Source organism: Candidatus Omnitrophota bacterium (assembly GCA_023227985.1).
Taxonomy (GTDB): domain Bacteria; phylum Omnitrophota; class Gorgyraeia; order Gygaellales; family Profunditerraquicolaceae; genus JALOCB01.
Window position 1 is genome coordinate 58064 of record JALOCB010000001.1, and the last position, 23862, is coordinate 81925.

The 23862-nt window shown below is 47.0% G+C and carries 27 protein-coding genes, 3 tRNA genes and 1 other RNA gene; 27 read left to right on the forward strand and 4 right to left on the reverse strand.

Annotation, left to right across the window (positions count from 1 at the left end; all coding sequences use genetic code 11):
• Position 1: 1 nt before the first annotated feature.
• From gyrB to dnaA, 4 genes are all read right to left on the reverse strand, one after another.
• On the reverse strand, positions 2-2422 hold the full coding sequence (gene gyrB, locus M0R35_00280) for a DNA topoisomerase (ATP-hydrolyzing) subunit B (protein ID MCK9594104.1): 2421 nt from the start codon (positions 2420-2422) through the stop codon (positions 2-4).
• 92 nt (positions 2423-2514) lie between these two features.
• Positions 2515-2811 (reverse strand): DUF721 domain-containing protein, encoded by a 297-nt coding sequence (locus M0R35_00285; protein ID MCK9594105.1) that lies wholly within the window; start codon positions 2809-2811, stop codon positions 2515-2517.
• A 9-nt stretch (positions 2812-2820) separates the two neighbouring features.
• Positions 2821-3912 carry a DNA polymerase III subunit beta gene (gene dnaN, locus M0R35_00290; protein MCK9594106.1) on the reverse strand — a complete coding sequence of 364 codons (1092 nt, stop codon included), beginning with the start codon at positions 3910-3912 and terminating at the stop codon, positions 2821-2823.
• Between the two features lie 139 nt (positions 3913-4051).
• Complete coding sequence (dnaA, locus tag M0R35_00295) at positions 4052-5392, reverse strand: chromosomal replication initiator protein DnaA (GenBank protein ID MCK9594107.1); 1341 nt, start codon at positions 5390-5392, stop codon at positions 4052-4054.
• 274 nt (positions 5393-5666) lie between these two features.
• On the opposite strand from dnaA, the gene rpmH reads away from it, so the two are divergent.
• The 27 genes from rpmH to M0R35_00430 all read left to right on the forward strand — a co-directional run bounded on the left by rpmH (position 5667) and on the right by M0R35_00430 (position 23759).
• Positions 5667-5804 carry a 50S ribosomal protein L34 gene (gene rpmH / locus M0R35_00300; protein MCK9594108.1) on the forward strand — a complete coding sequence of 46 codons (138 nt, stop codon included), beginning with the start codon at positions 5667-5669 and terminating at the stop codon, positions 5802-5804.
• Positions 5805-5806: 2 nt separating this feature from the next.
• Positions 5807-6019, forward strand: coding sequence for a membrane protein insertion efficiency factor YidD (gene yidD / locus M0R35_00305; protein MCK9594109.1), 213 nt, complete (start codon positions 5807-5809; stop codon positions 6017-6019).
• A gap of 3 nt (positions 6020-6022) precedes the next feature.
• Positions 6023-7546, forward strand: coding sequence for a membrane protein insertase YidC (yidC, locus tag M0R35_00310; GenBank protein MCK9594110.1), 1524 nt, complete (start codon positions 6023-6025; stop codon positions 7544-7546).
• Entirely contained in the window at positions 7543-7737 is a 195-nt protein-coding gene (locus M0R35_00315; protein ID MCK9594111.1) for a Jag N-terminal domain-containing protein, read from the forward strand. The genes yidC and M0R35_00315 overlap by 4 nt, the downstream gene beginning before the upstream one ends.
• Before the next feature lie 98 nt (positions 7738-7835).
• Positions 7836-8651, forward strand: a complete 816-nt coding sequence (locus tag M0R35_00320) for an AAA family ATPase (GenBank protein ID MCK9594112.1) — start codon at positions 7836-7838, stop codon at positions 8649-8651.
• A 12-nt stretch (positions 8652-8663) separates the two neighbouring features.
• Positions 8664-9524, forward strand: coding sequence for a ParB/RepB/Spo0J family partition protein (locus M0R35_00325; GenBank protein MCK9594113.1), 861 nt, complete (start codon positions 8664-8666; stop codon positions 9522-9524).
• A complete protein-coding gene (locus M0R35_00330; protein ID MCK9594114.1) occupies positions 9521-10024 on the forward strand; it encodes a nucleoside-diphosphate kinase in 504 nt (167 codons plus the stop codon). Before M0R35_00325 ends, M0R35_00330 begins: the two co-directional genes overlap by 4 nt.
• A gap of 14 nt (positions 10025-10038) precedes the next feature.
• Complete coding sequence (locus M0R35_00335) at positions 10039-10866, forward strand: YicC family protein (protein MCK9594115.1); 828 nt, start codon at positions 10039-10041, stop codon at positions 10864-10866.
• Positions 10863-11483: a guanylate kinase gene (gene gmk, locus M0R35_00340; GenBank protein MCK9594116.1), complete on the forward strand. Its 621-nt coding sequence runs from the start codon at positions 10863-10865 to the stop codon at positions 11481-11483. Before M0R35_00335 ends, gmk begins: the two co-directional genes overlap by 4 nt.
• Positions 11483-11680: a DNA-directed RNA polymerase subunit omega gene (gene rpoZ / locus M0R35_00345; GenBank protein ID MCK9594117.1), complete on the forward strand. Its 198-nt coding sequence runs from the start codon at positions 11483-11485 to the stop codon at positions 11678-11680. The genes gmk and rpoZ overlap by 1 nt, the downstream gene beginning before the upstream one ends.
• 13 nt (positions 11681-11693) lie before the next feature.
• Positions 11694-12233 (forward strand): hypothetical protein, encoded by a 540-nt coding sequence (locus tag M0R35_00350; GenBank protein ID MCK9594118.1) that lies wholly within the window; start codon positions 11694-11696, stop codon positions 12231-12233.
• A gap of 4 nt (positions 12234-12237) precedes the next feature.
• Positions 12238-12309 (forward strand) — tRNA-Cys (locus M0R35_00355).
• A gap of 47 nt (positions 12310-12356) precedes the next feature.
• Positions 12357-12439, forward strand: a tRNA-Leu gene (locus M0R35_00360).
• 159 nt (positions 12440-12598) lie between these two features.
• Positions 12599-12672 (forward strand) — tRNA-Val (locus M0R35_00365).
• 22 nt (positions 12673-12694) lie between these two features.
• The gene (gene thrS, locus M0R35_00370) at positions 12695-14416 is read left to right on the forward strand and encodes a threonine--tRNA ligase (GenBank protein MCK9594119.1); all 1722 of its coding nucleotides are present in this window, start codon (positions 12695-12697) and stop codon (positions 14414-14416) included.
• Positions 14417-14481: 65 nt separating this feature from the next.
• Positions 14482-15009, forward strand: coding sequence for a translation initiation factor IF-3 (gene infC / locus M0R35_00375; protein ID MCK9594120.1), 528 nt, complete (start codon positions 14482-14484; stop codon positions 15007-15009).
• 35 nt (positions 15010-15044) lie between these two features.
• Positions 15045-15245, forward strand: a complete 201-nt coding sequence (gene rpmI / locus M0R35_00380; GenBank protein ID MCK9594121.1) for a 50S ribosomal protein L35 — start codon at positions 15045-15047, stop codon at positions 15243-15245.
• A 45-nt stretch (positions 15246-15290) separates the two neighbouring features.
• Entirely contained in the window at positions 15291-15638 is a 348-nt protein-coding gene (rplT, locus tag M0R35_00385) for a 50S ribosomal protein L20 (protein MCK9594122.1), read from the forward strand.
• 29 nt (positions 15639-15667) lie between these two features.
• A complete protein-coding gene (locus M0R35_00390) occupies positions 15668-16312 on the forward strand; it encodes a TrkA family potassium uptake protein (GenBank protein ID MCK9594123.1) in 645 nt (214 codons plus the stop codon).
• Positions 16313-16328: 16 nt separating this feature from the next.
• Positions 16329-16991 (forward strand): NAD-binding protein, encoded by a 663-nt coding sequence (locus M0R35_00395; protein ID MCK9594124.1) that lies wholly within the window; start codon positions 16329-16331, stop codon positions 16989-16991.
• Between the two features lie 117 nt (positions 16992-17108).
• Complete coding sequence (locus M0R35_00400) at positions 17109-18611, forward strand: TrkH family potassium uptake protein (protein ID MCK9594125.1); 1503 nt, start codon at positions 17109-17111, stop codon at positions 18609-18611.
• Positions 18611-19102, forward strand: coding sequence for a DNA-binding protein (locus M0R35_00405; GenBank protein MCK9594126.1), 492 nt, complete (start codon positions 18611-18613; stop codon positions 19100-19102). The genes M0R35_00400 and M0R35_00405 overlap by 1 nt, the downstream gene beginning before the upstream one ends.
• A complete protein-coding gene (pheS, locus tag M0R35_00410) occupies positions 19072-20097 on the forward strand; it encodes a phenylalanine--tRNA ligase subunit alpha (GenBank protein MCK9594127.1) in 1026 nt (341 codons plus the stop codon). The genes M0R35_00405 and pheS overlap by 31 nt, the downstream gene beginning before the upstream one ends.
• A 2-nt stretch (positions 20098-20099) precedes the next feature.
• On the forward strand, positions 20100-22133 hold the full coding sequence (gene pheT, locus M0R35_00415) for a phenylalanine--tRNA ligase subunit beta (GenBank protein ID MCK9594128.1): 2034 nt from the start codon (positions 20100-20102) through the stop codon (positions 22131-22133).
• A 55-nt stretch (positions 22134-22188) separates the two neighbouring features.
• A non-coding RNA gene (gene ssrS, locus M0R35_00420) (6S RNA) lies at positions 22189-22346 on the forward strand.
• 194 nt (positions 22347-22540) lie between these two features.
• On the forward strand, positions 22541-23200 hold the full coding sequence (locus tag M0R35_00425) for a methylenetetrahydrofolate reductase C-terminal domain-containing protein (protein ID MCK9594129.1): 660 nt from the start codon (positions 22541-22543) through the stop codon (positions 23198-23200).
• 4 nt (positions 23201-23204) lie between these two features.
• Positions 23205-23759 (forward strand): 5-formyltetrahydrofolate cyclo-ligase, encoded by a 555-nt coding sequence (locus M0R35_00430; GenBank protein MCK9594130.1) that lies wholly within the window; start codon positions 23205-23207, stop codon positions 23757-23759.
• Positions 23760-23862 lie beyond the last annotated feature (103 nt).

Here is a 23862-nt window from a genome sequence, read left to right on the forward strand (position 1 = left end):
TTTATATATCCAGGTTTTTTACCAGATGAGCGTTGTCTTCGATAAATTTCCGGCGTGGCTCCACCTGGTCCCCCATTAAAACCGTAAACATCTCATCGGCCTCCACGGCGTCTTCCAGGGTAACTTTTAACATGGTTCTTTTCTCGGGATCCATAGTGGTTTCCCAAAGCTGGATGGGGTTCATTTCACCCAAACCCTTGTACCTCTGGATATGCATACCTTTGGTGGCGTTGTTCTTGATAAATCCCAAGACTTCCCTAAGAGACGAAAAATCATGCTGCTCCTTCTCGTGCTTCACCCGGTAAACAGCTTTGGCTTTCTTGGCCACTTCCGTACTCGCGCCCTCTTTAACCTGATGCGGAGCCTCGGTAAGCAAAGTCGTAATGTCCAGCCCGATCTTCTCAATTTTTAGCAAAAGCGCTTCAATATCCGGGGATTCAAAAAGTTCCAAGACGTCAGATTCAATTTCCTTACCTTCTTTTTCCACCAATTTCGCTAATTCCTCATCCGAATAGACAAATTGGTCCTTACCATCCACTTTTACCCTGTAAATAGGCAGTTTTTTGGTCTTTTGGTGTCTAAAATTGAGATATTTTGCAAAGTCCACTCCCTTTTTGCCAAGATTTTTCCCCAGTTTTTCAAGTTCTACCAATAAACCCAGAAGTTCGCAAAACTGGCGATCAGTAAAAACCTGCTTGTCCTTCAGCCGCTCAAAAATCGCGTCTTCCCTGCCCAAGTCCAGCAATAAATCATTCATGTGTTGTTCGGTCGGAATGTACTCTTCGCGGGTACCTCGCTTAATTTTAAACAAAGGCGGCTGAGCGATATAAATATGGCCGTCTTCCAGAAGCTTAGGGAAATAACGGTATATTAAAGTCAGCAGCAAGGTGCGGATATGAGAACCATCCACATCGGCGTCAGCCATTAAAACTAATTTATGGTAACGCAGTTTAGCGATATCAAATTCCTCGCCTACCCCGGTCCCCAGCGCGGTAATGATCGTTCGGATCTCTTCGTTTGACAGAATTTTGTCCAGCCGGGCTTTTTCCACGTTTAATATTTTACCTTTGATCGGCAGGATCGCCTGGAATCTGCGGTCGCGCCCCTGCTTGGCGGATCCGCCGGCTGAGTCGCCTTCCACAATATAAAGCTCGCACAAAGCCGGGTCTTTTTCCGAGCAATCCGCCAGTTTCCCCGGTAAGCCCCCGGAATCCAGTGCTCCCTTTCTGCGCGTCAATTCCCTGGCCTTGCGCGCGGCCTCGCGGGCGCGGGAAGCCAAAAGGACCTTTTCCACTATTTTATTCGCAACCGGGGGGTTTTCTTCGAAGAAGCCGGTAAGGGCGTCGAACACCGTTGAAGCGGTCAAGCCTTCTACTTCGGAATTACCTAATTTGGTCTTAGTCTGCCCTTCGTACTGCGGATTGGGTATCTTTACCGATATTACCGCGGTCAGGCCTTCGCGCGTATCGTCCCCGGAAATAGAGATATCGTCTTTTAAAAGGTTTTTGCTTTTGGCGTACTGGTTGACCGCCCGGGTCAAAGCCGACTTAAAACCGGAAAGATGCGTTCCTCCCTCGATGGTATTGATATTATTGGCAAAGGAATAAAGGCTTTCGGAATAACCGTCGTTATACTGCAGGGCGGCCTCAAGGTAGATCCCCTCTTTTTCTTTCTCGAAATAAACCACCTTATTGTGCAAAGGGGCTTTATTTTTATTAAGGTGCTCCACGAAAGAAACGATCCCCCCGGAAAATTTAAATACCGTTTCTTTTTCCTGGCGCTCGTCTTTTAAATTTATCTCCAGCCCTTTATTCAAAAAGGCCAACTCGCGCAAACGGGTAGCCAGGATGTCGTAAGAGAAATCTATGGACTTGAATATCTCCTTGTCCGGCTTAAAAGTAACCTTTGTCCCGGTATTCTTGGATTTCCCGATAACCGTCAGCTTGGATACGGTATTGCCGCGTTCATAGCGCTGATGGTATATCTTTTCGTCGCGTTTTACCTCCACCTCCAGCCATTCAGAAAGGGCGTTAACCACGCTTACGCCCACCCCGTGCAATCCGCCGGATACTTTATACGACTGGTGATCGAATTTACCGCCGGCGTGCAGCACGGTAAGGGCGACTTCTACCGCCGGCTTCTTTTCCGTTCTATGCATATCCACCGGGATCCCCCGGCCGTTATCCGCGATGCTGACGCTATTGTCGGCGCGGATCATAACATCGATCTTGGAACAATGCCCTCCCAGCGCTTCGTCGACCGAGTTATCCACTACTTCATAAACCATATGATGCAGCCCGCGGGTATAGGTATCCCCGATGTACATAGCCGGCCTTTTTCTTACCGCTTCCAGCCCTTCCAACACCTGGATTGCGCCGGCGTCATAGGTCTTCATCTTACCCGCTGCTTTTGGTTCGCTCATAGGTTTTTTTGTCTTTTTCTCTTTGTCTTTCATATTAAGCCTTTTGAAAATTAAGTAATTGTATCACTAATACTGTTTATTGCAATAAATTTTTAACTCCCTTCGCCGACATCGCCTATTTTAAACCGGACATCCTTTATCCCGGACGGCCCTGCCGCCAACCGGGTTAATATCCTTTTTTTCTGCATATTCAGATAATATGCCCAAACCGGGGAATCCACGGTTATATACAGGATCCCGTTTTTAACCGAACCGAATTTGATATGCTTGAGTTCTTTTTTAGCGAAGCCTCTCTTTAGCAGACCGTCGGGATAAAGAAAACCGGACCCCTGTTTTTTGGCCTTTAAATCCGACAGCAAGGATAAAACAGAGTTTTTTATCGGTTCCATAAAATTATTTTAACTCAACCGCATCGGCAAGACGATATAAACATACCCCTCGCTGCGGACAACCCCCGGTTTTTCGCTTCCTAATATTTCGAAGTCGATTTTTTCGCCGATCAGGTTTTTCAGCACATCAATCAGGTACACGGGATTAAACCCGATCACGATCTCTTTGCCCTGGTATTCTATAGGCACTTCCTCCCTGGATTCGCCCACATCCGGGGTGGACTTTGAAATCACCAATTTTTCCTTGAACACCTCGAATTTAACCGCCTGATAATCCGGCGTGGCCAAAAGCGACGCCCGGCGGATAGCCAATAAAAACTGTTCCCTATTGATCTTTATCTTGTTCTCGCAAGCCGGCGGGATCACCTGCTGATAATCCGGGAATTCCCCTTCAATCAACCTGGAGATGATTACCGCGTCTTTAAAATCAAAAAGAATCTGGTTCGGCCCGATCAAAAGCGACACGTCCCCCATCTCCTTAAGGTTCCTTTGTAATTCCTGTATGGTTTTTAACGGAACAATTATACTCACCTCTTTATTTACCGGCTGGGTAAGCTTACTCTTACTGATTGCCAGGCGTTTCCCATCTGTTGCCACCAAAGTTAGCTGATCTTTGGATATTTTAAAAAGTATCCCATTTAAAATATACCTTGTTTCATCCAAAGAAACCGCGAATCCGGTCTGATTGAGCATATGTTTTAAAAGCGCTTGTTCTATTTTTATCGCTTCCTTATCTTTAAATTCCGGCAGTTTTGGAAATTCCTCTGCCGGCAGTCCAATTATTTTAAATTGACAGGTTTTACTCTCAATAATCACTATATTGTTTTTTTTGGTATTAACCTCTACTTCATTATCAGATAATTCCTTTATAATACTGCTAAATCTCCTGGCAGGAATAGTTATCACCCCCTGTTCCTGGATATCCACAGGGATTACACAGCTTATTCCTATATTAAGATCTGTGGCGGTTAACCTTAAAGTATCTTTCTGCGCTTCCAGTAAAAAGTTTGATAATATAGGTAAGGTTGCTTTTGCGCTGATTATATTTTGTATAGTATCAATCCCTCTGGACAGAACATCCTTACTCACTTTAAACCGCATTCGTGCCTCCTATTATTATTATTATATTAAATTTAAATATCGTATTATCAGTAATAAGGTTTCGTTTCTGTTAAAATCTATTTATCTTATTAACCCAATTAAACTTAACTAAAAATTTACCTCTTAATAACCGGTTAATTTATTGTTGGATAACCTGTATAATCTTATCTACTTTAGTTTTTAATGCGGCATTAAGCTTTAATTCCTCTTTTATTTTGTTATATGAATGTAAAACAGTAGTATGATCCTTCCCCCCAAAATTAACCCCTATTTCCGGAAAAGACAAATCAGTAAGCTCTCTGCTTAAAAACATTGCAATCTGCCGAGGCAGGACGATCATTTTATTCCGGCGTTTTAATTTCAGGTCCTGGATAGTTACCCCGCACTCTTCAGCCACACAGCGTTGGATAAAATCCACTGTGGTTAGTTTTTTGGGTTCTTTTATCAAGTCTTTAAGCACTTCTTTGGCCAATTCAAGGGTAATGTTTTTTTCTTCCAGCAGTGAATATGCGATAATCCTGATCAAAGCCCCTTCTAACTCGCGGATATTGGTTTTAATCAGTTGGGCGATGAAAAAAATAACATCATCCGGGACAGTAACCGGTTCGCGCTCAATTTTCTTTTTTAAAATAGCTACGCGGGTTTCCAGGTCCGGTGGCTGGATATCAGTGGTCAATCCCCAGCTAAAACGCGAAACCAGCCTTTCCTGCAGGTTGGCGATTTCCTTTGGCGGCCGGTCGGAAGAGATAATGATCTGTTTATGCGCGTCGTACAAGGAATTAAAGGTGTGGAAAAATTCTTCTTGCGTGGATTCTTTACCGGCGATGAAATGGATATCGTCCAGAACCAGGATGTCGGTGTTCCGGTATTTTTGTCGGAAGGCCGGCGTGGAATGGTGCTGAATAGCGTCTATTAATTCATTGGTGAATTTTTCCGAAGGCATATAACATATCTTTAAATTCGGGAAAGCGTTTTTAAGGTGATGACAGATGGCCTGCATAAGATGGGTTTTCCCCAGCCCCACCCCGCCGTAAATGAACAAAGGGTTGTAATTTTTCCCGGGCATTTCGGCGACCGCTTTTGAATACGCGTGAGAATGGCGGTTGGACGGGCCGAGAATAAAATTGTCGAATGTATACCGCGGATTTAAATTCAGGTTCGCGTCCGGTTCCAACATCTTTGCTTTTGGCTGCTCCTGGTGGTGCTTGACTGTCCTGTCTTTTGCTTGAGCTCCCGCAGCGACATCTAAAACTAATTCGACAGGCCCTTTGAAAACATTTTCCACCGCCTCAAGGAGCAACGACCGGTAGTGCTTTTCCACCCAATCGCGGAAAAAGGTATCCGGCGCCTCCAGGACAAAAGTCCCATTCCGGCCTTCTTTCGGCTTCAAAGGCATAACCCAGGTCTGGAAAACCGTATCTCCGACCTTAGCCTTTAAATAACCGCTTATCTTCTCCCAGCTTGTTTTTAGGTCTGGCATGTTTAATTAACCCTATCCACAGTTTATTAACAGATTGGATAACTTTGTGGAAAATCTCTTCCGGCGGTTAAAACGCTCGAAGATCACAAAAACCCTTATGTATTATACAATATTTTTTTTCGCAGTCAATATAAATAACGTTTCAGGCGATGAAGAATTCCTTGACCGGTAAAATGTTTCGTGATAAAATCCCCCTTCGTTCAAAACACTAAGTGTTGACTTGGGTTTTATTTGTGTTATAATTAAAAACACTCTAACAAAAGGACAGTGAGAAATGAAAAAACACATCAAGACGCGATCCAATATAGTGGCGAAACGCAGCCAGGGTTTTCTTAGCAAAGCGGCTACAAAGGCCGGAAGAAAGGTCCTGGCTCGTCGGAGACGAAAAGGAAGAAAAGTGCTTTGTCTTTAATCTTGCGAAGACTGGTAATAGCCCTTCTGAATTTTTATCAACAATATATAAGCCGTATGCTGCCTTTATCCTGCCGCTATTGGCCGACCTGCTCGGAATACGCAAAACAGGCTGTGGGCAAATACGGTTTACTACGGGGTGGGTTAAAGGCCGCGGCCAGGTTATTGCGCTGCCATCCTTTATCGGGTAAATCCGGTTTTGATCCGCTTAACTAAATTATGGAAAAACGATTGATTTTAGCGTTAGCGTTGTCTTTTGTGGTATTATTCGGCTGGTCTGCCTTTGTGGGTAAACCCAGCCAAAAAGCCGGGATTTCACCTGTTGTCCGGATCGCTGGTCAAAATAACGAACCCTCCCTTGTGTCCCCGGAAAATCCACCTCCAGCTCTGAAAGAGGAAAATATTGAATTTGGACAATTTGAATATCAAAATAACAACAGTAAAGTGATTTTTAGCGAACCATCTGCAACAATTAAAGAAATTACCTTTAACAAATATAATAACTATAAATTATCCTTGAAAGCCGGGTTATCAATAGGTGATCCTAAATGGGAATTTATTAGACAAAGCGTTGGGAATAATGAAGTTACATATGCATATTCCGATAAAGAAAAAACAATTGTTAAACGCTTTATTTTTGATAACACTAAGTATTCCACAACATTAGAGATTAATGTCCAAAATAAAACCAAGGCGAATTTAAGTATTCAAATCCCCATAACCTTGGGAGTGCTAAATATCGCGGCCAACGCACAACTTAATCCGCAGGATGTTATTGTCAGCACGAAAGAAAAAAACTTTTATCCTAATATAAAACGCGCTAAAACATTTAACAATTTAAAATTCATAGGGTTACGTGAAAAATACTTTTGCGCGATAATTCAACCGCTGGATATGGATTACAGCGGAGGCCTTGTTAAAATTAATCCCAATGAGACCGAAGTTAGGGTATTATCATCAGTATACCAAATTGCTTCAGGACAGACTATTGATTTAAAATTTAACGCATTTTTGGGGCCGCAAGATCTAAAGATCATTGGAAGTAATAATAAAGACTGGCAGGCTATCATTTATTACGGCACATTTGATGTCATTGCGCAAGTAATGCTTAAAATGTTGGAATTCTTGTTTGGTCTGGTCCATAATTGGGGATGGGCTATAATTATTTTGAGCTTTATAATTTATATCATATTGTATCCATTGACCTTGCAACAGATGCGCTCAATGAAGGTAATGCAGGCAATCCAGCCGCAGATGGAAGAATTAAAAAAGCAATATAAGGATAATCCGCAGAGATTAAACAAGGAAATGATAGAATTGTATCGTACGAATAAAGTTAATCCTTTAGGCGGATGTTTGCCGCTTATTCTGCAGATACCGATTTTCTTTGCTTTGTACCAGGTTTTAACACGGTCAATTGCTTTAAAGGGGGCGCATTTTTTGTGGATCCGGGATCTGGCGGCACCAGATAGATTATTTATATTACCTAATTCTTTGCCACTTTTGGGGAATGAGATTAATATCTTGCCTTTATTGATGGCTGGAATAATGTTTTTCCAACAAAAATCATCAATGTCCAAAATGGGAGGAGCTGGAGCAGAACAACAAAAGATATTATTGATAATTATGCCGGTAATGTTCGGGTTTTTGTTTTATCGTATGCCATCAGGGTTAGTTCTGTATTGGTCGATCAATAGCGTTTTTACCCTGATCTACCAGTTAAAAACGGTTAAAGCAAAATGAATAAAGTAACCAAGCTGGAAATAGAGGGCAAGACGGTTGAAGGGGCGGTTAAAGCGGGCCTAAAGGAATTAAACGCAAGCCGGGATCAGGTTAAGATTGAGATTCTTTGCGAAGAAGAAAAAGGGCTTTTTGGCATGCCCGGAGCAAAAATGGCTAAAATCCGAGTTACCTTGGTAAATAATAATCCTTGACAAGAAAAAGAAAATTCGGATAATATTGTTATAAGGGAAATGGATATAGAAAGAGCACATAGTTACGCGTGAAACGTCGCCTAAACCATTAAAACACAATGGGAAAAGTAATAGCGGTATGTAATCAGAAAGGTGGAACTGCTAAAACCACCACCGCGATCAATATTTCTACTTATCTGGCATTATTAGGCAAAAAAGTCTTAGTTATAGACCTTGATCCACAGGCTAATTGCACCAGCGGTTTGGGGGTTGATCGTCACGGCATAAAAAAAAGCACCTACCATGTTCTTTTGGAAGAAGCAGGGGTCCAGGAGATATTACAGAAGACAATGGTAGAGAATTTATTTCTGGCGCCATCCAGTCTGGATCTTACTGGCGCGGAAGTAGAGCTAGTTGGCGCCATGGGTAGGGAATATCGCCTAAAAAGGGGCTTGGTAGAAGAGAGAAATAATTTTGATTTCGTGATCATTGATTCACCGCCATCCTTGGGGCTGTTAACCATAAACGCCCTGTCTGCAGCTGATTCTGTACTGATTCCCGTTCAATGCGAATATTATGCGCTTGAAGGTTTAGCGCAATTAATGAATACTATTACCTTGGTCAAGAATAATCTGAACCAGAATTTGGTAGTAGAAGGAATCGTCTTGACAATGGCGGATTTCCGCACGAATCTTAGCCGGGAAGTTATCCGGGAAGTAAAGAATAGTTTCAAAGAAAAAGTTTATGAATCGATTATTCCCCGCAGTATCCGGTTGAGCGAGGCCCCGAGCTATGGCAAGCCAATCGCCCTCTATGATAAAAATAATCTGGGAGCTGTGAAATACGAAGAGTTGGCGAAGGAAATAGCCGGAATTAAAATAATCTCTAACATCGAAGAAACGCCACAGGATATTAATACAACCCCATCCATTTAAAGGAGCGGTTTAATGGAAAGAAAAGCCTTGGGTAAAGGGATAAGCGCGTTAATCCCGGCAACAGAGGAAGTTCAGAGCAAGAAGATTGCGTTCTTGGATTTGGCAAAAGTAAAACCGAATCCATTGCAGCCCAGAGAAGATTTTGATCCGGAAAGCATGGCTGAACTGGTCCAGTCAATCAAAGAAAAAGGATTGTTGCAACCGATCCTGGTCCGGCCCAAAGGTGACAATTATGAACTAATAGCTGGCGAACGCAGGCTTCGTGCTGCTAACCTATTGAATTTAAAAGAGATACCGGCGATAATCAAAGATGTTGAAGACAGGGATTCGTTGGAATTAGCGCTGATAGAAAATATTCAAAGACAGGAACTCAATCCTATTGAAGAGGCGCGCGCTTATCAGTATTTAATTGAAAAGTTCCGGCTTACGCAAGAAGAGGTCGGGGACGTTTTAGGTAAATCCCGGGTGACCATTACCAATTCTTTGCGGTTATTGAAATTGCCGGGAGAGATCCAGGAAGAAGTAAGGAGCGGCCGGATCTCATATGCTCATGGCCGGGCGCTGTTGGAAATAGAAGACGCAAATATGCAGAGAAAACTAGTTAGGGATATAATATCTAAGTCCCTGTCCGTCAGAGAGTTAGAGAGCATAATCAAGACTCGACGCCCTTTGGCTGGACGAGTCAGGATTGGCGCAAGAAGTAAAAATATCGACCCGCAAGTAGTGATAATGGAAGAGCAATTACAGCAGGCGTTGGCTACAAAGGTAAGGGTCGTAAAAAATAAGAAACGGGGACATATCGTGGTTGAATTTTATTCGCAGGAAGACTTGGAGAGGATCGTTAGCAAGATGAGAGGAGAAACTAAGCTATGAACCAGGCGGTTTTAATTTTGATCAAACCCGACGGCCTTAAAAAATCTTTGACCGGCAATATCCTGACCCGGCTTTCCGAAACAAAGCTGGAGATAGTTGCCGCAAAAATGGTCAGGGTCTCCCGGGGTTTGGCTGAGGAGCATTACAGGCATCTTAAGGACAAGCCTTTTTTCGACGAACTGATCAAGTATCTGCGCGGCGAGCTGCACGACCGGAAAAAGGTCATGGCGCTTGTTTATTGGGGCAAGGACGCAATACAAAAATGCCGGGAATTGGCCGGGGCGACGAATCCCGAACAAGCTGACCCAACCTCGATCCGCGGAGCCTACGGCCGAATATTGACCTCCGGGCTTTTTGAAAACGTGATTCATGTTTCTTCCGACTCGGACGAGGCGTCGCGGGAGATTAAACTGTGGTTCCTCCCGGAGGAAGTGATCGTCGATCTTTACCCGACCAGGGATACGGTTATAAAAGATTTCAAACAAGCGATCTGGGCTTGAAGAAAGAGGCAGCGATGCTTAAAAGCATGACCGGTTTCGGCGCCGCAGAAATCGCGGTTCCGGGTTTTGGAACGATAAATGTGGAGTTGCGCAGCACCAACCATAAGTTTTTCGAAATGGTCTTTCATTCCCCCGACGGGTTCATCTGTTTCGAGGACAAGATAAAGAAAGAGATAGAAACCAGGATCAAGCGCGGCAGGGTTATCTGCGTATTAAGCGTTTTCGGCAAGGCCAGCCCGCGCGTTTCGATGAATAAAGAGCTTTTGCGCAGGTACGTTGCGGCGATAAAGGATATTTCCAAGCTTTACCGGATCTCTGACGGGATGAATATAAATACACTGGTTGGCTTGCCGGGAGTTTTATCGCTGACCGAGGAGAAGATCCCGGTGGCAAGGTTTTGGCCGCATTTAGGTAAAGCCGTGGCGATGGCCTTATCCGAACTTAGCGCCACGCGCAGCAAAGAAGGCCGGGCGCTGTTCGGGCATCTTGACGCTAACTCCAAAGGCTTGTCCGCTAATTTAAAATTTATCCGGTCCAGGTTCGCCAAGATAATCCTGGAAAAAAGCCGGAAGATCAAGATAGACGCGGAGCGCGCCGCTTTTCTGAAAGACGCGGATATTGCCGAGGAAATCGACCGGCTGGATTTTCATATAAAGAGCTTTAAGGGTAAGCTAAATCTTTCCTGCGCAATAGGTAAAGAACTCGATTTTATCTGTCAGGAGATGCAGCGCGAGGCTAATACCATGGGAGCGAAAGCCTGTGACATGCAGATCTCCGGCAGGGTGGTTCAGATGAAAAGCCAGATCGAAAAACTGCGCGAACAGGCGCAGAATATAGAATGAAAGCCGGGTTAAAAAAAGAGGCAAAGGGCGCAAGGGTATTTGTTATCTCCGGGCCTTCAGGGTCGGGGAAGACCACGCTGGCCCGGAGGATACTGGCGGACAAAAGATTCAAAAATAAGCTGGCGAGGTCGGTTTCATTCACTACCCGGCCTAAAAGATCCGGCGAGGTTAACGGCAAGGATTATTTTTTCATCAGCGCGGAAGAATTCAAAAAAAACCTGCGGCAGAAAAAAATCCTTGAATGGACCAGATATTTAGGGTATTATTACGGAACAGCCAGACGGGCTGTGGATGATCAGATCGGCCGGGGAAAAGGGGTTGTGCTTTGCCTGGATCTTAAAGGCGCGGCAAGGGTTAAAAAGCTTTATCCGGGGCAAGCAGTGACTATATTTGTCATGCCGCCTTCTATGGAAGAGCTGGCCGGCAGGATACATAAAAGATGCAGCCAGACCCAAGAAGAGGAGATCCGCAAGAGGTTAAGCCGGGCAAAAGAAGAAATAAGGGCCTTTCGCCGGTATGATTATTCGCTGGTAAACCGGGATCTAACTAAAGCGGTCAAGCAGCTCAAGGGCATTATTATTAAAAATTTTAACAGCGTTATCAGGAGGCCGAATTAATGGAATATGTTGCCTTGGAAAAATTATTGGACAAGAGCGGAGGGTCTTTATATAAATTAGTTGTCCTGGCGTCCAAAAGGGCGCTGGATCTTGCCGAAGGAAAACCGCGGCTTGTGGAAAATGTAAGCCCGAATACCAAACCGTCGATAATCGCCTTGCAGGAGATCTCCGACGGCATGGTCAAGGTTAAGGGTTAGTCCGGTATGCCCAATGGTTAAAAAGAAAGAGGTCATTTTAGGGGTTACCGCCAGCGTCGCCATCTACAAGGCTTGTGAGATCACCCGGCGTTTAAGGGATCAAGGATTTTCGGTCAGCGTGGTAATGACCAAAGAGGCCCGGGATTTCATAAGCCCTTTATTATTTGCGAGCCTTTCAGCGAATAAGGTATACGGCGATATGGGGTATGATCCGCAGGCCTGGGAGATAGAACATGTTTCCCTGGCGGATAAGGCGGACCTGGTATTGGTCGCCCCGGCTACCGCGAATATTATCGCTAAGGCCGCCTGCGGAATATGTGACGACCTTTTGACCTGTTTGATATCGGCGACAAAAGCGCCGGTTCTCTTTTGCCCGGCGATGAACGAGGGAATGTTTTTGAATAAGATAACCCAGGCTAATATCAAGAAGCTGGAATCCCTGGGGTATGGATTTGTGCAGCCGCGAAAAGGCGGTCTTGCTTGCGGCAAGGTGGGCGTCGGCTGCCTGGCTGAGGTTGAGACGATTGTTAAAGAGGCAGTGAAGATTTTATAGATCCGGCGACGTAGCCAAGTGGCAAGGCAACTGTCTGCAAAACAGTTATTCAGCGGTTCGAATCCGCTCGTCGCCTTAATTCTCGAGAAGAGTGTAGCTGTAATCGTTCCGGATGCGAACGACGGGCAAGTGGTGGAATGGCATACACGACAGACTTAAAATCTGTTGGCCGTAAGGTCGTGAGGGTTCAACTCCCTCCTTGCCCACTTTGCCTGGGAAGATATTTCGGGCTCATAGCTCAGCCCCGAAACGCAGCGTAAAAATCTATTAGCGCTTCGGGATTGCGGATGTGGAGACAGAAAAGGAAGTCATCCGCCATTGGTTTATAAGGTGTTCGCTATGAGCGAACGCTATTAAAAAATTTCGGGCTCATAGCTCAGTTGGTTAGAGCGTTGCGTTGACATCGCAAAGGTCTGAGGTTCAAGTCCTCATGGGCCCATTTTTAATTTTTATTAAAGAATATGGATCTGAACATATTACGGCATTCCTGCTCGCACGTGATGGCTGAGGCGGTAAAGGAGCTTTGGCCGGAAACGAAGCTGACTATCGGTCCGGCTATCGAAGACGGGTTTTACTACGACTTCGATAAAAAAGAGCCTTTTACCGACGATGATCTGGCCAGGATCGAAACGAAGATGGCCGAGATCGTCAAGCGGGATGAGAAATTCACCCGTCAGGAGTTAAGCAAGGTCGAAGCTGCGGAGGTATTTAAAAAGCCGGGTGAAAGCTATAAACTGGAATTGATCCGGGATATAGCCGATGAAAAGGTCTCTATCTATAGAACCGGGGAGGATTTCGTCGATCTTTGCCGCGGCCCGCATATAGATTCCACCGGACAGATCAAGGCGTTCAAATTATTGTCCGTTGCCGGGGCGTACTGGCACGGCATTGAGACAAATCCCATGCTCCAGAGGATATACGGGACTTGTTTCGAGAGCAAAAAAGAATTAGACGCGTATTTGAAGGATCTTGAGGAAAGAAAACTGCGCGACCACCGCAAGGTCGGCCCCGCATTAGAGCTCTTTGATATTTATCAGGAAGAAGCGGGGCCCGGCCTGGTGTTTTATCATCCCAAGGGCGCGCTTTTAAGAAAGATCATCGAGGATTTTGAGAAGGACGCGCACTTGAAGCGCGGTTACCAGCTGGTGGTCACTCCGCATATAATGCAGGCGGAATTATGGAAAACCTCCGGGCATTATGATTACTACAAAGAGAACATGTACACCTTTAAGATCGAAGAGAAGGAATTCGTCTTGAAGCCGATGAACTGCCCGGGGCATATACTGATCTATAAATCCAAAACCCGCAGTTATAGGGATCTGCCGATAAGGCTGTTTGAGTTGGGAACGGTTTACCGCCATGAAAAGGCCGGGGTGATGCATGGTTTGCTCAGGGTGCGTGGTTTCACCCAGGACGACGCGCATATATTCTGTCTGCCTACGCAATTAAAAGCAGAGATAAAAGACGTTGTGGAGTTTGTATTTAGCACAATGAAGCTTTTCGGGTTTAACAACCTGGGTATTGAGCTTAGCACCAGGCCGGCTAAGTCCATCGGTTCGGATGGAGACTGGGAATTAGCTACCGATGCCCTGGAGAATTCCCTGAAAGATCTGGGCTTGGCTTACGAGATCAACGAAGGAGACGGCGCATTCTACGGCCCGAAGATAGATATAAAATTAAAAGACGCATTAAAACGTTCATGGCAGTGCGCGACAGTGCAATGCGATTTCGCCCTGCCCAAAAGATTTGATCTGGCTTATGTTGACACCGACGGTTCATTAAAGCAGCCGATCATGCTCCACCGTGTTCTTTTAGGAAGCCTGGAGAGGTTTACCGCCTGCCTCACCGAGCAATATATGGGGGATTTCCCGTTGTGGCTGGCTCCGGTCCAGGTAGGGATAATACCGGTGCGCGAAGAATCCAACGCCTATGGCTTAAAAGTCAAAAAAACCCTGGAAGACGCCGGGATACGGGTAGAAATGGATAACCGCAGCGAGACCCTGAATAAGAGGATCCGGCAGGCGGAGATCGATAAGATCCCTTATGTCCTGGTCCTCGGTGAACGTGAAGAAAAAGCGGGGGCTGTTAATGTGCGCAAAAGGCATGTTAAAGAACAGGCCGGAATGGGGCTCGAAGAATTTGTCGAAAAGTTAAAGAACGAGATCAGGGAAAAAGTAGTATAATATAAACGGGGCAACCGGAGCTACGGTCATTACCGGCAATCCGGCTAAACCCCAAAAATGAGGAGGTGGTAGAGATAAAAAAATATATCCGTATCAACGAGAAGATCCGCGTCCCCGAAGTCCGTTTAGTCGGTCCGGAAAGCAATCAGTTGGGAGTGGTTTCTACGGATAAGGCCCGGGAGCTATCCGCTCAATATGAATTAGACCTGGTAGAGGTGGCGCCGCAGGCGAATCCGCCTGTATGCCGGATCATGGATTTCAGTAAATTCAAGTACGACCAGGAAAAGAAGGAGCGCGAGGCCAAGAAGCACCAGAAACAGAGCCGCATAAAAGAGATCCGTCTTCACCCTAATATCGACGAACATGACTATCTGGTAAAAATGAGGCAGGCCCAAAGTTTCCTGAAGAAAAAAGACAGGGTTAAGATCGACCTTTTCTTTAAAGGCAGGCAGATAGAGCATTCGGATTTAGGCAGAAAGATTTTAGATAGATTTATAATCGACACCCAGGCCGAGGGGCTGGTAGAGAAAGAGCCGACCCTGGAAGGCAAAATACTGTCGCTGGTCCTGGCGCCGAAAAAGGGCAAGGAATAAAAACAACCCGGTAAGAAAATAAAAAAGAGGATAAAATGCCAAAGTTAAAAACAAAAAAAGGCGTGGCCAAAAGGTTTAGGACCACCAAAAAAGGAAAGATCAAATTCAATGCCGGCGGCAAGAGCCACCTGCAGACAAATAAAAGCGCCAAGCGCGTGCGCAATCTGCGCAAGTCGAGGAAAGTGGTGAATAAGAAAGAGCTCAAGTATCTTAAGAAGATGCTGCCCTACGGATAAATCCCCGCAGGGTTAAGATGTTGTATTTGAAAAGGAGAAAGTGAAATGGCAAAAGCAAAACACAGCGCAGCTACCAAGAAAAGGAAGAAAAGGGTATTAAAACAAACTAAGGGGTTCTGGGGCGATAGGAGCAAGCAGTTCCAGCAGGCCCGCAGGGCGCTTATGCACGCCTTGGTTTACAGCTATAGGGACCGTAAAGCGCGTAAAAGGGATTTCCGCAAGCTTTGGATCGCCCGGATCAACGCGGCATGCAGGGCTGAAGGCATCACTTACAATAGATTCATCAACGGCCTTAAGAAATCCAATATCGAGTTGGACCGTAAGATCCTGGCTGAACTGGCGGTTACAGAGAACAAGGCCTTTAAGAAGCTGATCGAAAAAACCAAAGGTTAATCCCGGTTTGATGTTAGAGGAAGGCGGATATGTACGTTATAATAATCGGTTGCGGCAGGGTTGGGGCGGAATTGGCCAAACTCCTGGCGAACGAAGGCCATAACGTAGTTATAATCGACAAAAGCTCAAAGTCTTTTGACCGGCTGGGCAATACCTTTAACGGCCTGTCCCTGGTCGGCAATGGTTTTGACCTGGCGCTCTTAAGACAGGCAGGGGTTGAGAAAGCCGACGCCTTCTGTTGCGTGACCAATGGGGATAATACCAACCTTATCTCCGCCCAGGTGGCGAAAAAGATATTCAAGGTGCCCAAGGTCATTGCCCGGATATATGACCCGCGCCGGGCGAACATATTCAAGGCGCTGGGGTTGGATATATTGGGCGGGACAACTCTTTTCGCTTCGATGATCCGCGACAAGATCGTGGAAAGCCGGTTTTCCAGCTATCTGATCGAGACCAAAGATCTGGGGGTCCTGGAGCTTGAGGTCAAAAAAGAACTTGCCGGCAAAACCGTGCTGGATGTGAACGTCCCTCAGGAGCTTATGGTGGTGGCGTTGAAGCGGTTGGATGCGACCATCATTCCCGAATCAAAAACAGTATTAAAGGCTAAAGATATAATAATGGCTGTGGTTAAGGTGTCCAGCCTGAAAAAGATAAAAGCGCATTTTGGTATATAAGCTCGGGTAAAAGGCCATGTATATAATAATCGTAGGCGCAGGCAAGGTCGGGTATTTCTTGGGGAAAAGGCTTTGCGCCAGCAAACATACGGTCAGTATTGTTGATAAGGACAAGGATATCTGCGAGCATGTCGCTAAAGAGTTGAATGCGCTGGTGGTAAACGGCGACGGCTGTGATCCTGATATACTGGAAGAGGCCGGGGCGAAGCGTGCGGATGTGGTGGCTGCGGTGACCGGCGAAGACGAAGATAACCTTATAATATGCCAGCTGGCAAAAGAGCTGTTCAAGGCCAAACGCACTGTCGGCCGGGTGAATAACCCGGATAACGAACGGGTGTTTTCCGAGTTGGAGATCGACGTACCGGTGGATTCGACCATGATCATCGGCAAGATCATTGAAGAGGAGGTTTCTTTCTCCGACGTGGTCAAGCTGATGAGTTTTGCCAGAGGGAAGCTGGCGATCGTCCGGGTAGACCTGTCCAAAGATTCCCCGGTGATCAATAAGCCGCTTAAAGAAGTGCTTCTGCCCAAGGATTCGGTCCTGGTTTCTATTTTGCGCGGCGAAGAGGTGATTGTCCCCCGAGGCGACACTGTTTTTTCTGAAGGCGATGATATTATCGCCATGACCCTGGTCGGCGGCGAGTCGCAGTTGATAAATCTATTGCTGGGCAAGCTATAAAAAAATGAAAGCAAGGAATATCCGGAACATGATTGTAGGCGTTGCCACGGAGATATCCTATGCCTTAGGTATTATTCTCGCCGGTTTTTTTGTCTCTTTAATCCTCTCGTTCAAGATATGATCCCCAGGCCGGACATAGAAGATGTCAAAGCGATAGGCTATTATCTCGGCAAGATAATTCTTTCTTTGTCCGCGACAATGGTTGTGCCGTTATTATTGGGTATCTTGCTGGGGGAATTCAGCCCGGCGATGGATTTTATGGTCGGTATAGAAGCATCCCTTATTCTAGGACTTTTTCTGACCAAAATATGTTTCACCGAAAATGACCTTAATTGGATGCAGGGGATGATCGTGGTGTCGCTCTCCTGGGTGGTGGCAATGGTCCTGGCGGCGATCCCGTTGTATCTGAGCGGCCACTGGTTGTCTTTTATGGACGCCTGCTTTGATACTATGTCCGGCCTGACTACCACCGGGCTGGCCCTGGTTCAGGATATGGACCATCTTTCATACAGCCATAATTTGTGGCGGCATTTGATTATGTTCATCGGCGGACAGGGGATCGTTATTGTAGCGGTTTCTTTATTCGTCAAAGGATTTTCCGGCGCCCTTAAGATGTATGTAGGCGAAGCCCGCGATGAAAAGATACTGCCTAATGTCATTCATGGCAGCAGGTTCATTTGGCTGGTCAGCGTTGTTTTCCTTGTCTTAGGAACTATCGCTTTGGGGGTGACCGGCATAGTGAACGGGCTGAAGCCGTTCAACGCGTTTTTTCACGGCGCCTGCATTTTTATGACCGCTTTTGATACCGGTGGTTTTGCCCCGCAGTCGCAAAGCGTTCTTTATTACCATAGCCTCGCGTATGAAATGATCACGGTTATCATCATTGTCCTGGGGGCGCTCAATTTCAAATTGCATTATCACGTTTGGAATGGTAATTTTAAGGAGATGGTTAAGAACATTGAAAGCCGGACTTTTTTTGTATCCATCTTGATAACGTTCTCGATCACTGCTGTCGGCCTGCATCAGACGGGTATTTATCCCCAAGCCCTGGTATTATTCCGAAAAGGGTTTTACCAGCTTATCTCCGGGCATGCCGGCACGGGGTTCCAGACCATATATGCCCAGCAGTTCCTGTCCGATTGGAATAACCTGGCATTGGCGGGGATGATTTGCGCCATGGCTTTGGGAGGCGCCGCCTGTTCCACTACCGGAGCGATCAAGATGATCCGGGTGGGTATAATCTATAAAGCTTTACGCCAGGATATTAAAAGGATAATCCTGCCTGAACGGGTGGTGATAGTCCAGAAATTCCATCATATCCGCGAGAGGTTCCTGAATGATAAGATGGTCAGGGCGGCTTTGATGATCACTTTGGCCTATCTGGCGCTTTATGCGGCAGGAGCGATCATCGGGATGTTATGCGGCTTTTCTTTTCTGGAGTCTTTGTTCGAATCCACATCCGCAGCGGCCAATGTCGGTCTTTCCTGCGGGATAACTCAGGCGGGTATGCCGGCGGCGCTGAAAGTGACATACATGATGCAGATGTGGGCGGGCAGGCTGGAATTCATGTCTGTTTTGACCCTGGCCGGATTTATCGTGGCTGCGGTGAGAGGGAAATAATGCCGGGATCGAAAAAGAAAGTATTTTTTTTGATTTTCGTTTTAGGGGCGTTAATTTTTTATAAAAGCGCGTATGCCCAAGTCGTTTCCAGCGCGGACTTGATCCGCCGGGCCAAGGAATACGACGGTAAATCCGTAGTTTATCAAGGCGAGGTGATAGGCGATAAAATGTCCCGCGGTAAATTTGTCTGGATAAACGTGCACGACGGCGATAATGCGCTTGGCGTGTGGGCCTCGGAGGAATTGGCCGGGAATATCCGGGTGACCGGGGCGTATAAACATAGAGGGGATATTATCCGGGTTTCCGGTATATTCAACCGCAGTTGCCAGAAGCACGGCGGCGACCTGGATATACACGCGCAAGCGATAGATAAAGTCTCTGACGGGATCAAGGTAAAAGAAAAAATAAGCGTTGTTAAAGCCAGGCTGGTCCTTATCCTGGCGGGGCTATCGGGGTTGATATGGATATTGATTCGGTTAAAACAGCGTTAGAACAGGATATAGGCTCGGCGGGTTCGGCTGAGGCGTTGGAGGAACTGCGGTTGAAGTACCTGGGCAGGAAAGGTCTCATCCCGCAGTTGACCTCAACTATTCCGGGTTTGCCTGTTCAGGAGCGCGGTTCTTTCGGCAAACAGGTGAATGAGTTGAAAAACCGGATAATGGCGCTTCTGGAAGAAAAGCAAATATCCTTGGGGCAACCGGCCGGCCAGGCGCAAACATCCGGCGTGGATATAAGCCTGCCGGGGATCTGCCAGGGCCTGGGCCGCCGGCATCCGTTGACCTTGATCGTTACCGAGATCTGCGATATGTTCAAAAAGATGGGCTTTGCCGTGGTCGAAGGCCCGGAGATCGAGAGCGAGTATAATAATTTCACCGGATTGAATATACCGATGGAACATCCTTCGCGCGAGGCCTTTGATACTTTTTATCTGAGTGTCCCGGCGGGCAGTGAAGGAAAATACCTTTTGCGCAGCCAGACCTCCACGGTTCAGGTGAGGGCTATGAAAGGCAGCAAGCCGCCGCTGGCGATTATCGCCCCGGGCAGGGTCTTCCGTCCGGACGCGGTTGACGCGTCACATTCCTTTATGTTCAACCAGATCGAGGGCCTTATGGTCGATGAGGGCATTACCTTCGCCGACCTGAAAGGGGCGCTGGAGTTTTTCGCCAAAGGCATTTTCGGGCAGGGTATAAAGATGCGCTTCCGGCCTCATTTCTTCCCGTTTACCGAACCTTCGGCGGAGGTGGATATTTCCTGCATTATCTGTAAAGGCAAGGGATGCTCTGTCTGCGGAAGAAAGGGGTGGTTGGAGATACTGGGTTCGGGCATGGTCCATCCCAATGTATTTAAGAATGTGGGGTATGACCCGGATAAGTACACTGGTTTTGCTTTCGGCATGGGCGTGGAGCGCATAGCCATGCTTAAATACGGGATAAACGATATCAGGCTGTTTTTTGAGAACGATCTTCGTTTTCTTAAACAATTCTAAATATGAAAGTAACGTATAACTGGTTAAAAGAATTCGTAGATATAAAGATGCCGGCGCAGGAATTGGCGGATAGGCTGACCATGTCCGGGCTTGAGGTTAAGTCCGTCGAGGAAAAAGCCGGCGATTTTGTTTTCGAGATTGAGATCACCTCTAACCGTCCGGATTGGCTCAGCGTTATCGGCGTGGCCAGGGAAGTTGCGGCTTTAACCGGGAAAAAGACAAAGACCGGGCAAATGAAATCCGTTAAGATCGAAACCGGATGCGCTGATAAATTCGGGATCGAAATAGAGGATAGGAACGATTGCCCGTTTTATACCGCCAGGGTCATCCGCAACGTAAAAGCCGGGCCTTCTCCTGAGTGGCTCAGGGCCCGCTTGGAATCCTTGGGGGTGCGCAGCGTGAACAACGTTGTGGACATCACTAATTATGTTTTATTCGAGACAGGCGAGCCCCTGCACGCGTTCGATCTGGATAAATTGAGCGGCCGGGAGATCGTGGTTCGCCGAGCATCTAAGGGAGAAAAGCTGGTCACCATCGACGGCCAGGAAAGGGAATTAAGCCCGGATATACTGGTGATCGCCGATAAGAAAAAAACCGTAGCTATTGCCGGTGTTATGGGAGGCAAGGATACAGAGGTGACCGAAAATACCCGGAATGTATTATTAGAGGCTGCGATATTCGAACCTGTTTTGATCAGGCGCGGCAGGCAGAAATTAGGAATGACCAGCGACGCGGCATACAGGTTTGAACGCGGCATTGACCCTGCCGGACCGGCGGCGGCTTCGTTAAGGGCCGCGAAACTGATCGGGGAACTTTGCGCAGGCGATCTGTCTTGCGCAGCAAGTTCAGGCGTCAGCCGCATGAACGTGGCTAAAGTGTGTTTGACCGCGGCCGGCATAAAGAGGAGCCTCGGCGTCGAGATCCCCCAGGCGAGAGTAAATAATATCCTGGCTGGCCTGGGGTTTGAGATAAAAGGCAAGAAAAAAGGCTGTCTGCAAGTCAAGGTCCCTTCGTGGCGGTTGGATGTCAAAGAGGAAGTCGATCTGATCGAGGAGATTTCCCGGATCTACGGTTTTGAGAACATCCCGTCGACATTGGCCAAGGTGGGTTTGAAAAATCAGGAAACAGCCGCACAGGACCATATCAGCCAAAGCAAAGATATACTTTCCGGGCTGGGGCTGAATGAAGTAGTAACTTACAGCCTGATCGACAGAAAGAGCCTGGATGGTTTTTGGGAAGGCGATGATTCTTTGATAGCGGTTTGCAACCCCTTGAGCATCGAGCAGGAGGTAATGCGGCCTGTGCTTATGCCCAGCCTTGTCCGCTGCGTTTCGCATAACCTTAAGCAGAAACAGGAATACGTGAATATATTCGAGATTGCCCGGGTCTACCGTCTGGATGGGAAACGGATACAGGAGGAGTACCGTTTGGGGATCTGTTTGTGCGGGTCAAAGCTGGTTTGGTTCGATAAAGGCAGGGTCCAGGATGAAGCCGGATTCTTGCATTTAAAAGGGGCGGTTGAAACCCTGCTCAAACGCCTGAATGTGCTTGGGCAGGATCTCAGGTTTATTGCCCGGGGCGCATACGCGTTCCGGGTCTTTGCCGGGGATGTCGATATAGGAAGCCTTTGCAGGTTGGATAGAAAGCGTCTTGACCGAATGGAAATAAAGAACAAAGAGGTGTTCGGCGCCGAGATCGACCTGCCCAAGGTTTTTTCTTTGATCAGCCCGGCTAAGAAATTCAGCGCTTTGCCGAAATTCCCGTTCGCGGTCAGGGATATAAGCATGATCCTGGCCGAAGCGCTGCCGGCGGAAAAAATAATAAAAGCTATACTTGCCCAAGGGCGGGATCTTATCAAAGAGGCGGAGGTTGTAGACCGCTACAAAGGTAAGCCCATCGATCCCGGGTATAAAGGCCTAACCATATCCTGCCGGTATGCTTCAGATGACCGGACCCTGACTGAGGCAGAGATTGCCCCGGTACACGAAGCCGTAATATCCCGTCTTAAAGAAGAGTTTGGCGCCCGCCTGCGCTGAACTTGACGTATCCGCGGTTGTGTGTTATACTTTTCTCGTCAGGAAAAGATCTTTTATATCCCTGCCGTGTACGTTGAAGACTTGATGATTGGTGAACCAACACCAAGATACCGGGAGCTTATGCTTCTTGACGCTAAGGCGTAAAAGAGAGGGTTCCCACCTGTACCTAAAAGGTTCAGCCCATCATATTCAACGGCACAGCGCGGGGATATTTTTTTAGGGACGGTTCTCAAGGACAGGCAAAAGTGCCCCCTAAGGGGGGCATTTCTAAGCGTCAAAGAGAATCGTCCCTTTCTTTTTCTTTTCCCTTGAGCCGGCAATCAAACCGTGATAAAATTTAACTAAATCCGGCGTTTCTTTCAGGGTGATGAACAGCCGGTTCTTATTTGAGAACCACCGGGGGGGCTATGATCATATCAGAGTTAAAACCTTTTGCGGAAATAGAAGATAGCTTAAAAGCCCATAAGAAAATATTTATTGTCGGATGCGGCGATTGCGCCACTGCCTGTGCCTCAGGCGGCGAAGCTCAATGCAAGCAGATCAAAGAACAATTAGAGGCTAAAGGTAAGAGCGTTTTGGGTTTTTGCCTGCCTGAATCCGCCTGTGTTGCCGCCAAATTGAAAAGTGAACTGGCCAGGAATATGCAGGTTTTACGCCAGGCTGACGCTGTGCTGGTTTTGGCTTGCGGCCTAGGCGCGCAGTCGGTCAAGGATAACGACAGGCTGGAACTGGCGGTATTGCCGGGATGTAATACTTTATTCGGCGCGGTTATGGACAGCCAGGGTAATTTCAGCGAGAAATGTTCGATGTGCGGCGCTTGCGTTCTGGGGCTGACCGAAGGGATCTGCCCGGTGACGCTCTGCGCAAAAGGCCTGCTTAACGGACCCTGCGGCGGGATGAATAAAGGCAAATGCGAATTAGACCCCCAGCGGGATTGTGCCTGGGTCCTGATCTGGCGCCAGATGGGGAAAAAGCAGAATTTAGGGCAGATGAAGAAGATCGCCCCCCCGCGGGACTGTTCAAAATCCACTAAGCCCCGCAGGCTGGCGATGAATACCCCGGTTTAAGAAGATGGCCGACTTAAGATTGACAAAGGACAGTATTCGTAATAAAATCTTACTTAGGATAAAAAGAGAGAAGGAGGAAAACCGGAACAAAAAAAGCGAGATCATAAAAGAAAAGCTTTTTCGAACCCGAGTTTTTAAAGAGGCAAAGATCGTGATGTTCTATATGTCATTAGGTGGAGAAGTCAATACGGCGGATATGATAAGAGAGGCGCAAGGGCTGGGCAAGACGGTCGCGGTTCCCGTTTGCGGGAAAAATAGAATGATGAAGCCTTGTTTATTAAAAGAAAAGGGCGGGTTGCTGAAAGGCCCTTACGGTATATTGGAGCCGGTCCGGAAAGAGCCGGTCCCTTTGAAGAAGATAGACCTTGTTATTGTGCCGGGGCTGGCCTTTGATAAAAAGGGAAAGCGGCTTGGCCGGGGCAAGGCATACTACGACCGTTTCTTGAGAAGGCTTCCATCAAGGGCTCCGTCCATAGGCCTGGCGTTCGATTTCCAAGTTCTTCCCTTTATCCCCACCACCACCACCGACGTAGACGTCAAAAAACTTATCTTCGCCTGAAAAACAGGAAAAACGCGTAAAATAACAACAGGGGCAGTTTGTCTTGCAAGGCACAACTGTTTCAACTCCCGGTTCTGCGCCGGGTATAGTCGGAGGGAGATAG

What these genes read in the sequence shown, in the direction of transcription:
- M0R35_00325 (MCK9594113.1), top strand. Translation starts at nt 8,664, where the DNA reads ATGGAAAGAAAAGCCTTGGGTAAAGGGATAAGCGCGTTAATCCCGGCA.
- dnaN (MCK9594106.1), bottom strand. Translation starts at nt 3,912, where the DNA reads ATGCGGTTTAAAGTGAGTAAGGATGTTCTGTCCAGAGGGATTGATACT.
- M0R35_00390 (MCK9594123.1), top strand. Translation starts at nt 15,668, where the DNA reads ATGTACGTTATAATAATCGGTTGCGGCAGGGTTGGGGCGGAATTGGCC.
- M0R35_00405 (MCK9594126.1), top strand. Translation starts at nt 18,611, where the DNA reads ATGCCGGGATCGAAAAAGAAAGTATTTTTTTTGATTTTCGTTTTAGGG.
- yidC (MCK9594110.1), top strand. Translation starts at nt 6,023, where the DNA reads ATGGAAAAACGATTGATTTTAGCGTTAGCGTTGTCTTTTGTGGTATTA.
- rpoZ (MCK9594117.1), top strand. Translation starts at nt 11,483, where the DNA reads ATGGAATATGTTGCCTTGGAAAAATTATTGGACAAGAGCGGAGGGTCT.
- dnaA (MCK9594107.1), bottom strand. Translation starts at nt 5,392, where the DNA reads ATGCCAGACCTAAAAACAAGCTGGGAGAAGATAAGCGGTTATTTAAAG.
- M0R35_00315 (MCK9594111.1), top strand. Translation starts at nt 7,543, where the DNA reads ATGAATAAAGTAACCAAGCTGGAAATAGAGGGCAAGACGGTTGAAGGG.
- rplT (MCK9594122.1), top strand. Translation starts at nt 15,291, where the DNA reads ATGGCAAAAGCAAAACACAGCGCAGCTACCAAGAAAAGGAAGAAAAGG.
- M0R35_00430 (MCK9594130.1), top strand. Translation starts at nt 23,205, where the DNA reads ATGGCCGACTTAAGATTGACAAAGGACAGTATTCGTAATAAAATCTTA.
- M0R35_00395 (MCK9594124.1), top strand. Translation starts at nt 16,329, where the DNA reads ATGTATATAATAATCGTAGGCGCAGGCAAGGTCGGGTATTTCTTGGGG.
- M0R35_00350 (MCK9594118.1), top strand. Translation starts at nt 11,694, where the DNA reads ATGGTTAAAAAGAAAGAGGTCATTTTAGGGGTTACCGCCAGCGTCGCC.
- pheS (MCK9594127.1), top strand. Translation starts at nt 19,072, where the DNA reads ATGGATATTGATTCGGTTAAAACAGCGTTAGAACAGGATATAGGCTCG.
- M0R35_00425 (MCK9594129.1), top strand. Translation starts at nt 22,541, where the DNA reads ATGATCATATCAGAGTTAAAACCTTTTGCGGAAATAGAAGATAGCTTA.
- M0R35_00400 (MCK9594125.1), top strand. Translation starts at nt 17,109, where the DNA reads ATGATCCCCAGGCCGGACATAGAAGATGTCAAAGCGATAGGCTATTAT.
- gyrB (MCK9594104.1), bottom strand. Translation starts at nt 2,422, where the DNA reads ATGAGCGAACCAAAAGCAGCGGGTAAGATGAAGACCTATGACGCCGGC.
- gmk (MCK9594116.1), top strand. Translation starts at nt 10,863, where the DNA reads ATGAAAGCCGGGTTAAAAAAAGAGGCAAAGGGCGCAAGGGTATTTGTT.
- pheT (MCK9594128.1), top strand. Translation starts at nt 20,100, where the DNA reads ATGAAAGTAACGTATAACTGGTTAAAAGAATTCGTAGATATAAAGATG.
- rpmI (MCK9594121.1), top strand. Translation starts at nt 15,045, where the DNA reads ATGCCAAAGTTAAAAACAAAAAAAGGCGTGGCCAAAAGGTTTAGGACC.
- thrS (MCK9594119.1), top strand. Translation starts at nt 12,695, where the DNA reads ATGGATCTGAACATATTACGGCATTCCTGCTCGCACGTGATGGCTGAG.
- M0R35_00330 (MCK9594114.1), top strand. Translation starts at nt 9,521, where the DNA reads ATGAACCAGGCGGTTTTAATTTTGATCAAACCCGACGGCCTTAAAAAA.
- rpmH (MCK9594108.1), top strand. Translation starts at nt 5,667, where the DNA reads ATGAAAAAACACATCAAGACGCGATCCAATATAGTGGCGAAACGCAGC.
- M0R35_00285 (MCK9594105.1), bottom strand. Translation starts at nt 2,811, where the DNA reads ATGGAACCGATAAAAAACTCTGTTTTATCCTTGCTGTCGGATTTAAAG.
- M0R35_00320 (MCK9594112.1), top strand. Translation starts at nt 7,836, where the DNA reads ATGGGAAAAGTAATAGCGGTATGTAATCAGAAAGGTGGAACTGCTAAA.
- M0R35_00335 (MCK9594115.1), top strand. Translation starts at nt 10,039, where the DNA reads ATGCTTAAAAGCATGACCGGTTTCGGCGCCGCAGAAATCGCGGTTCCG.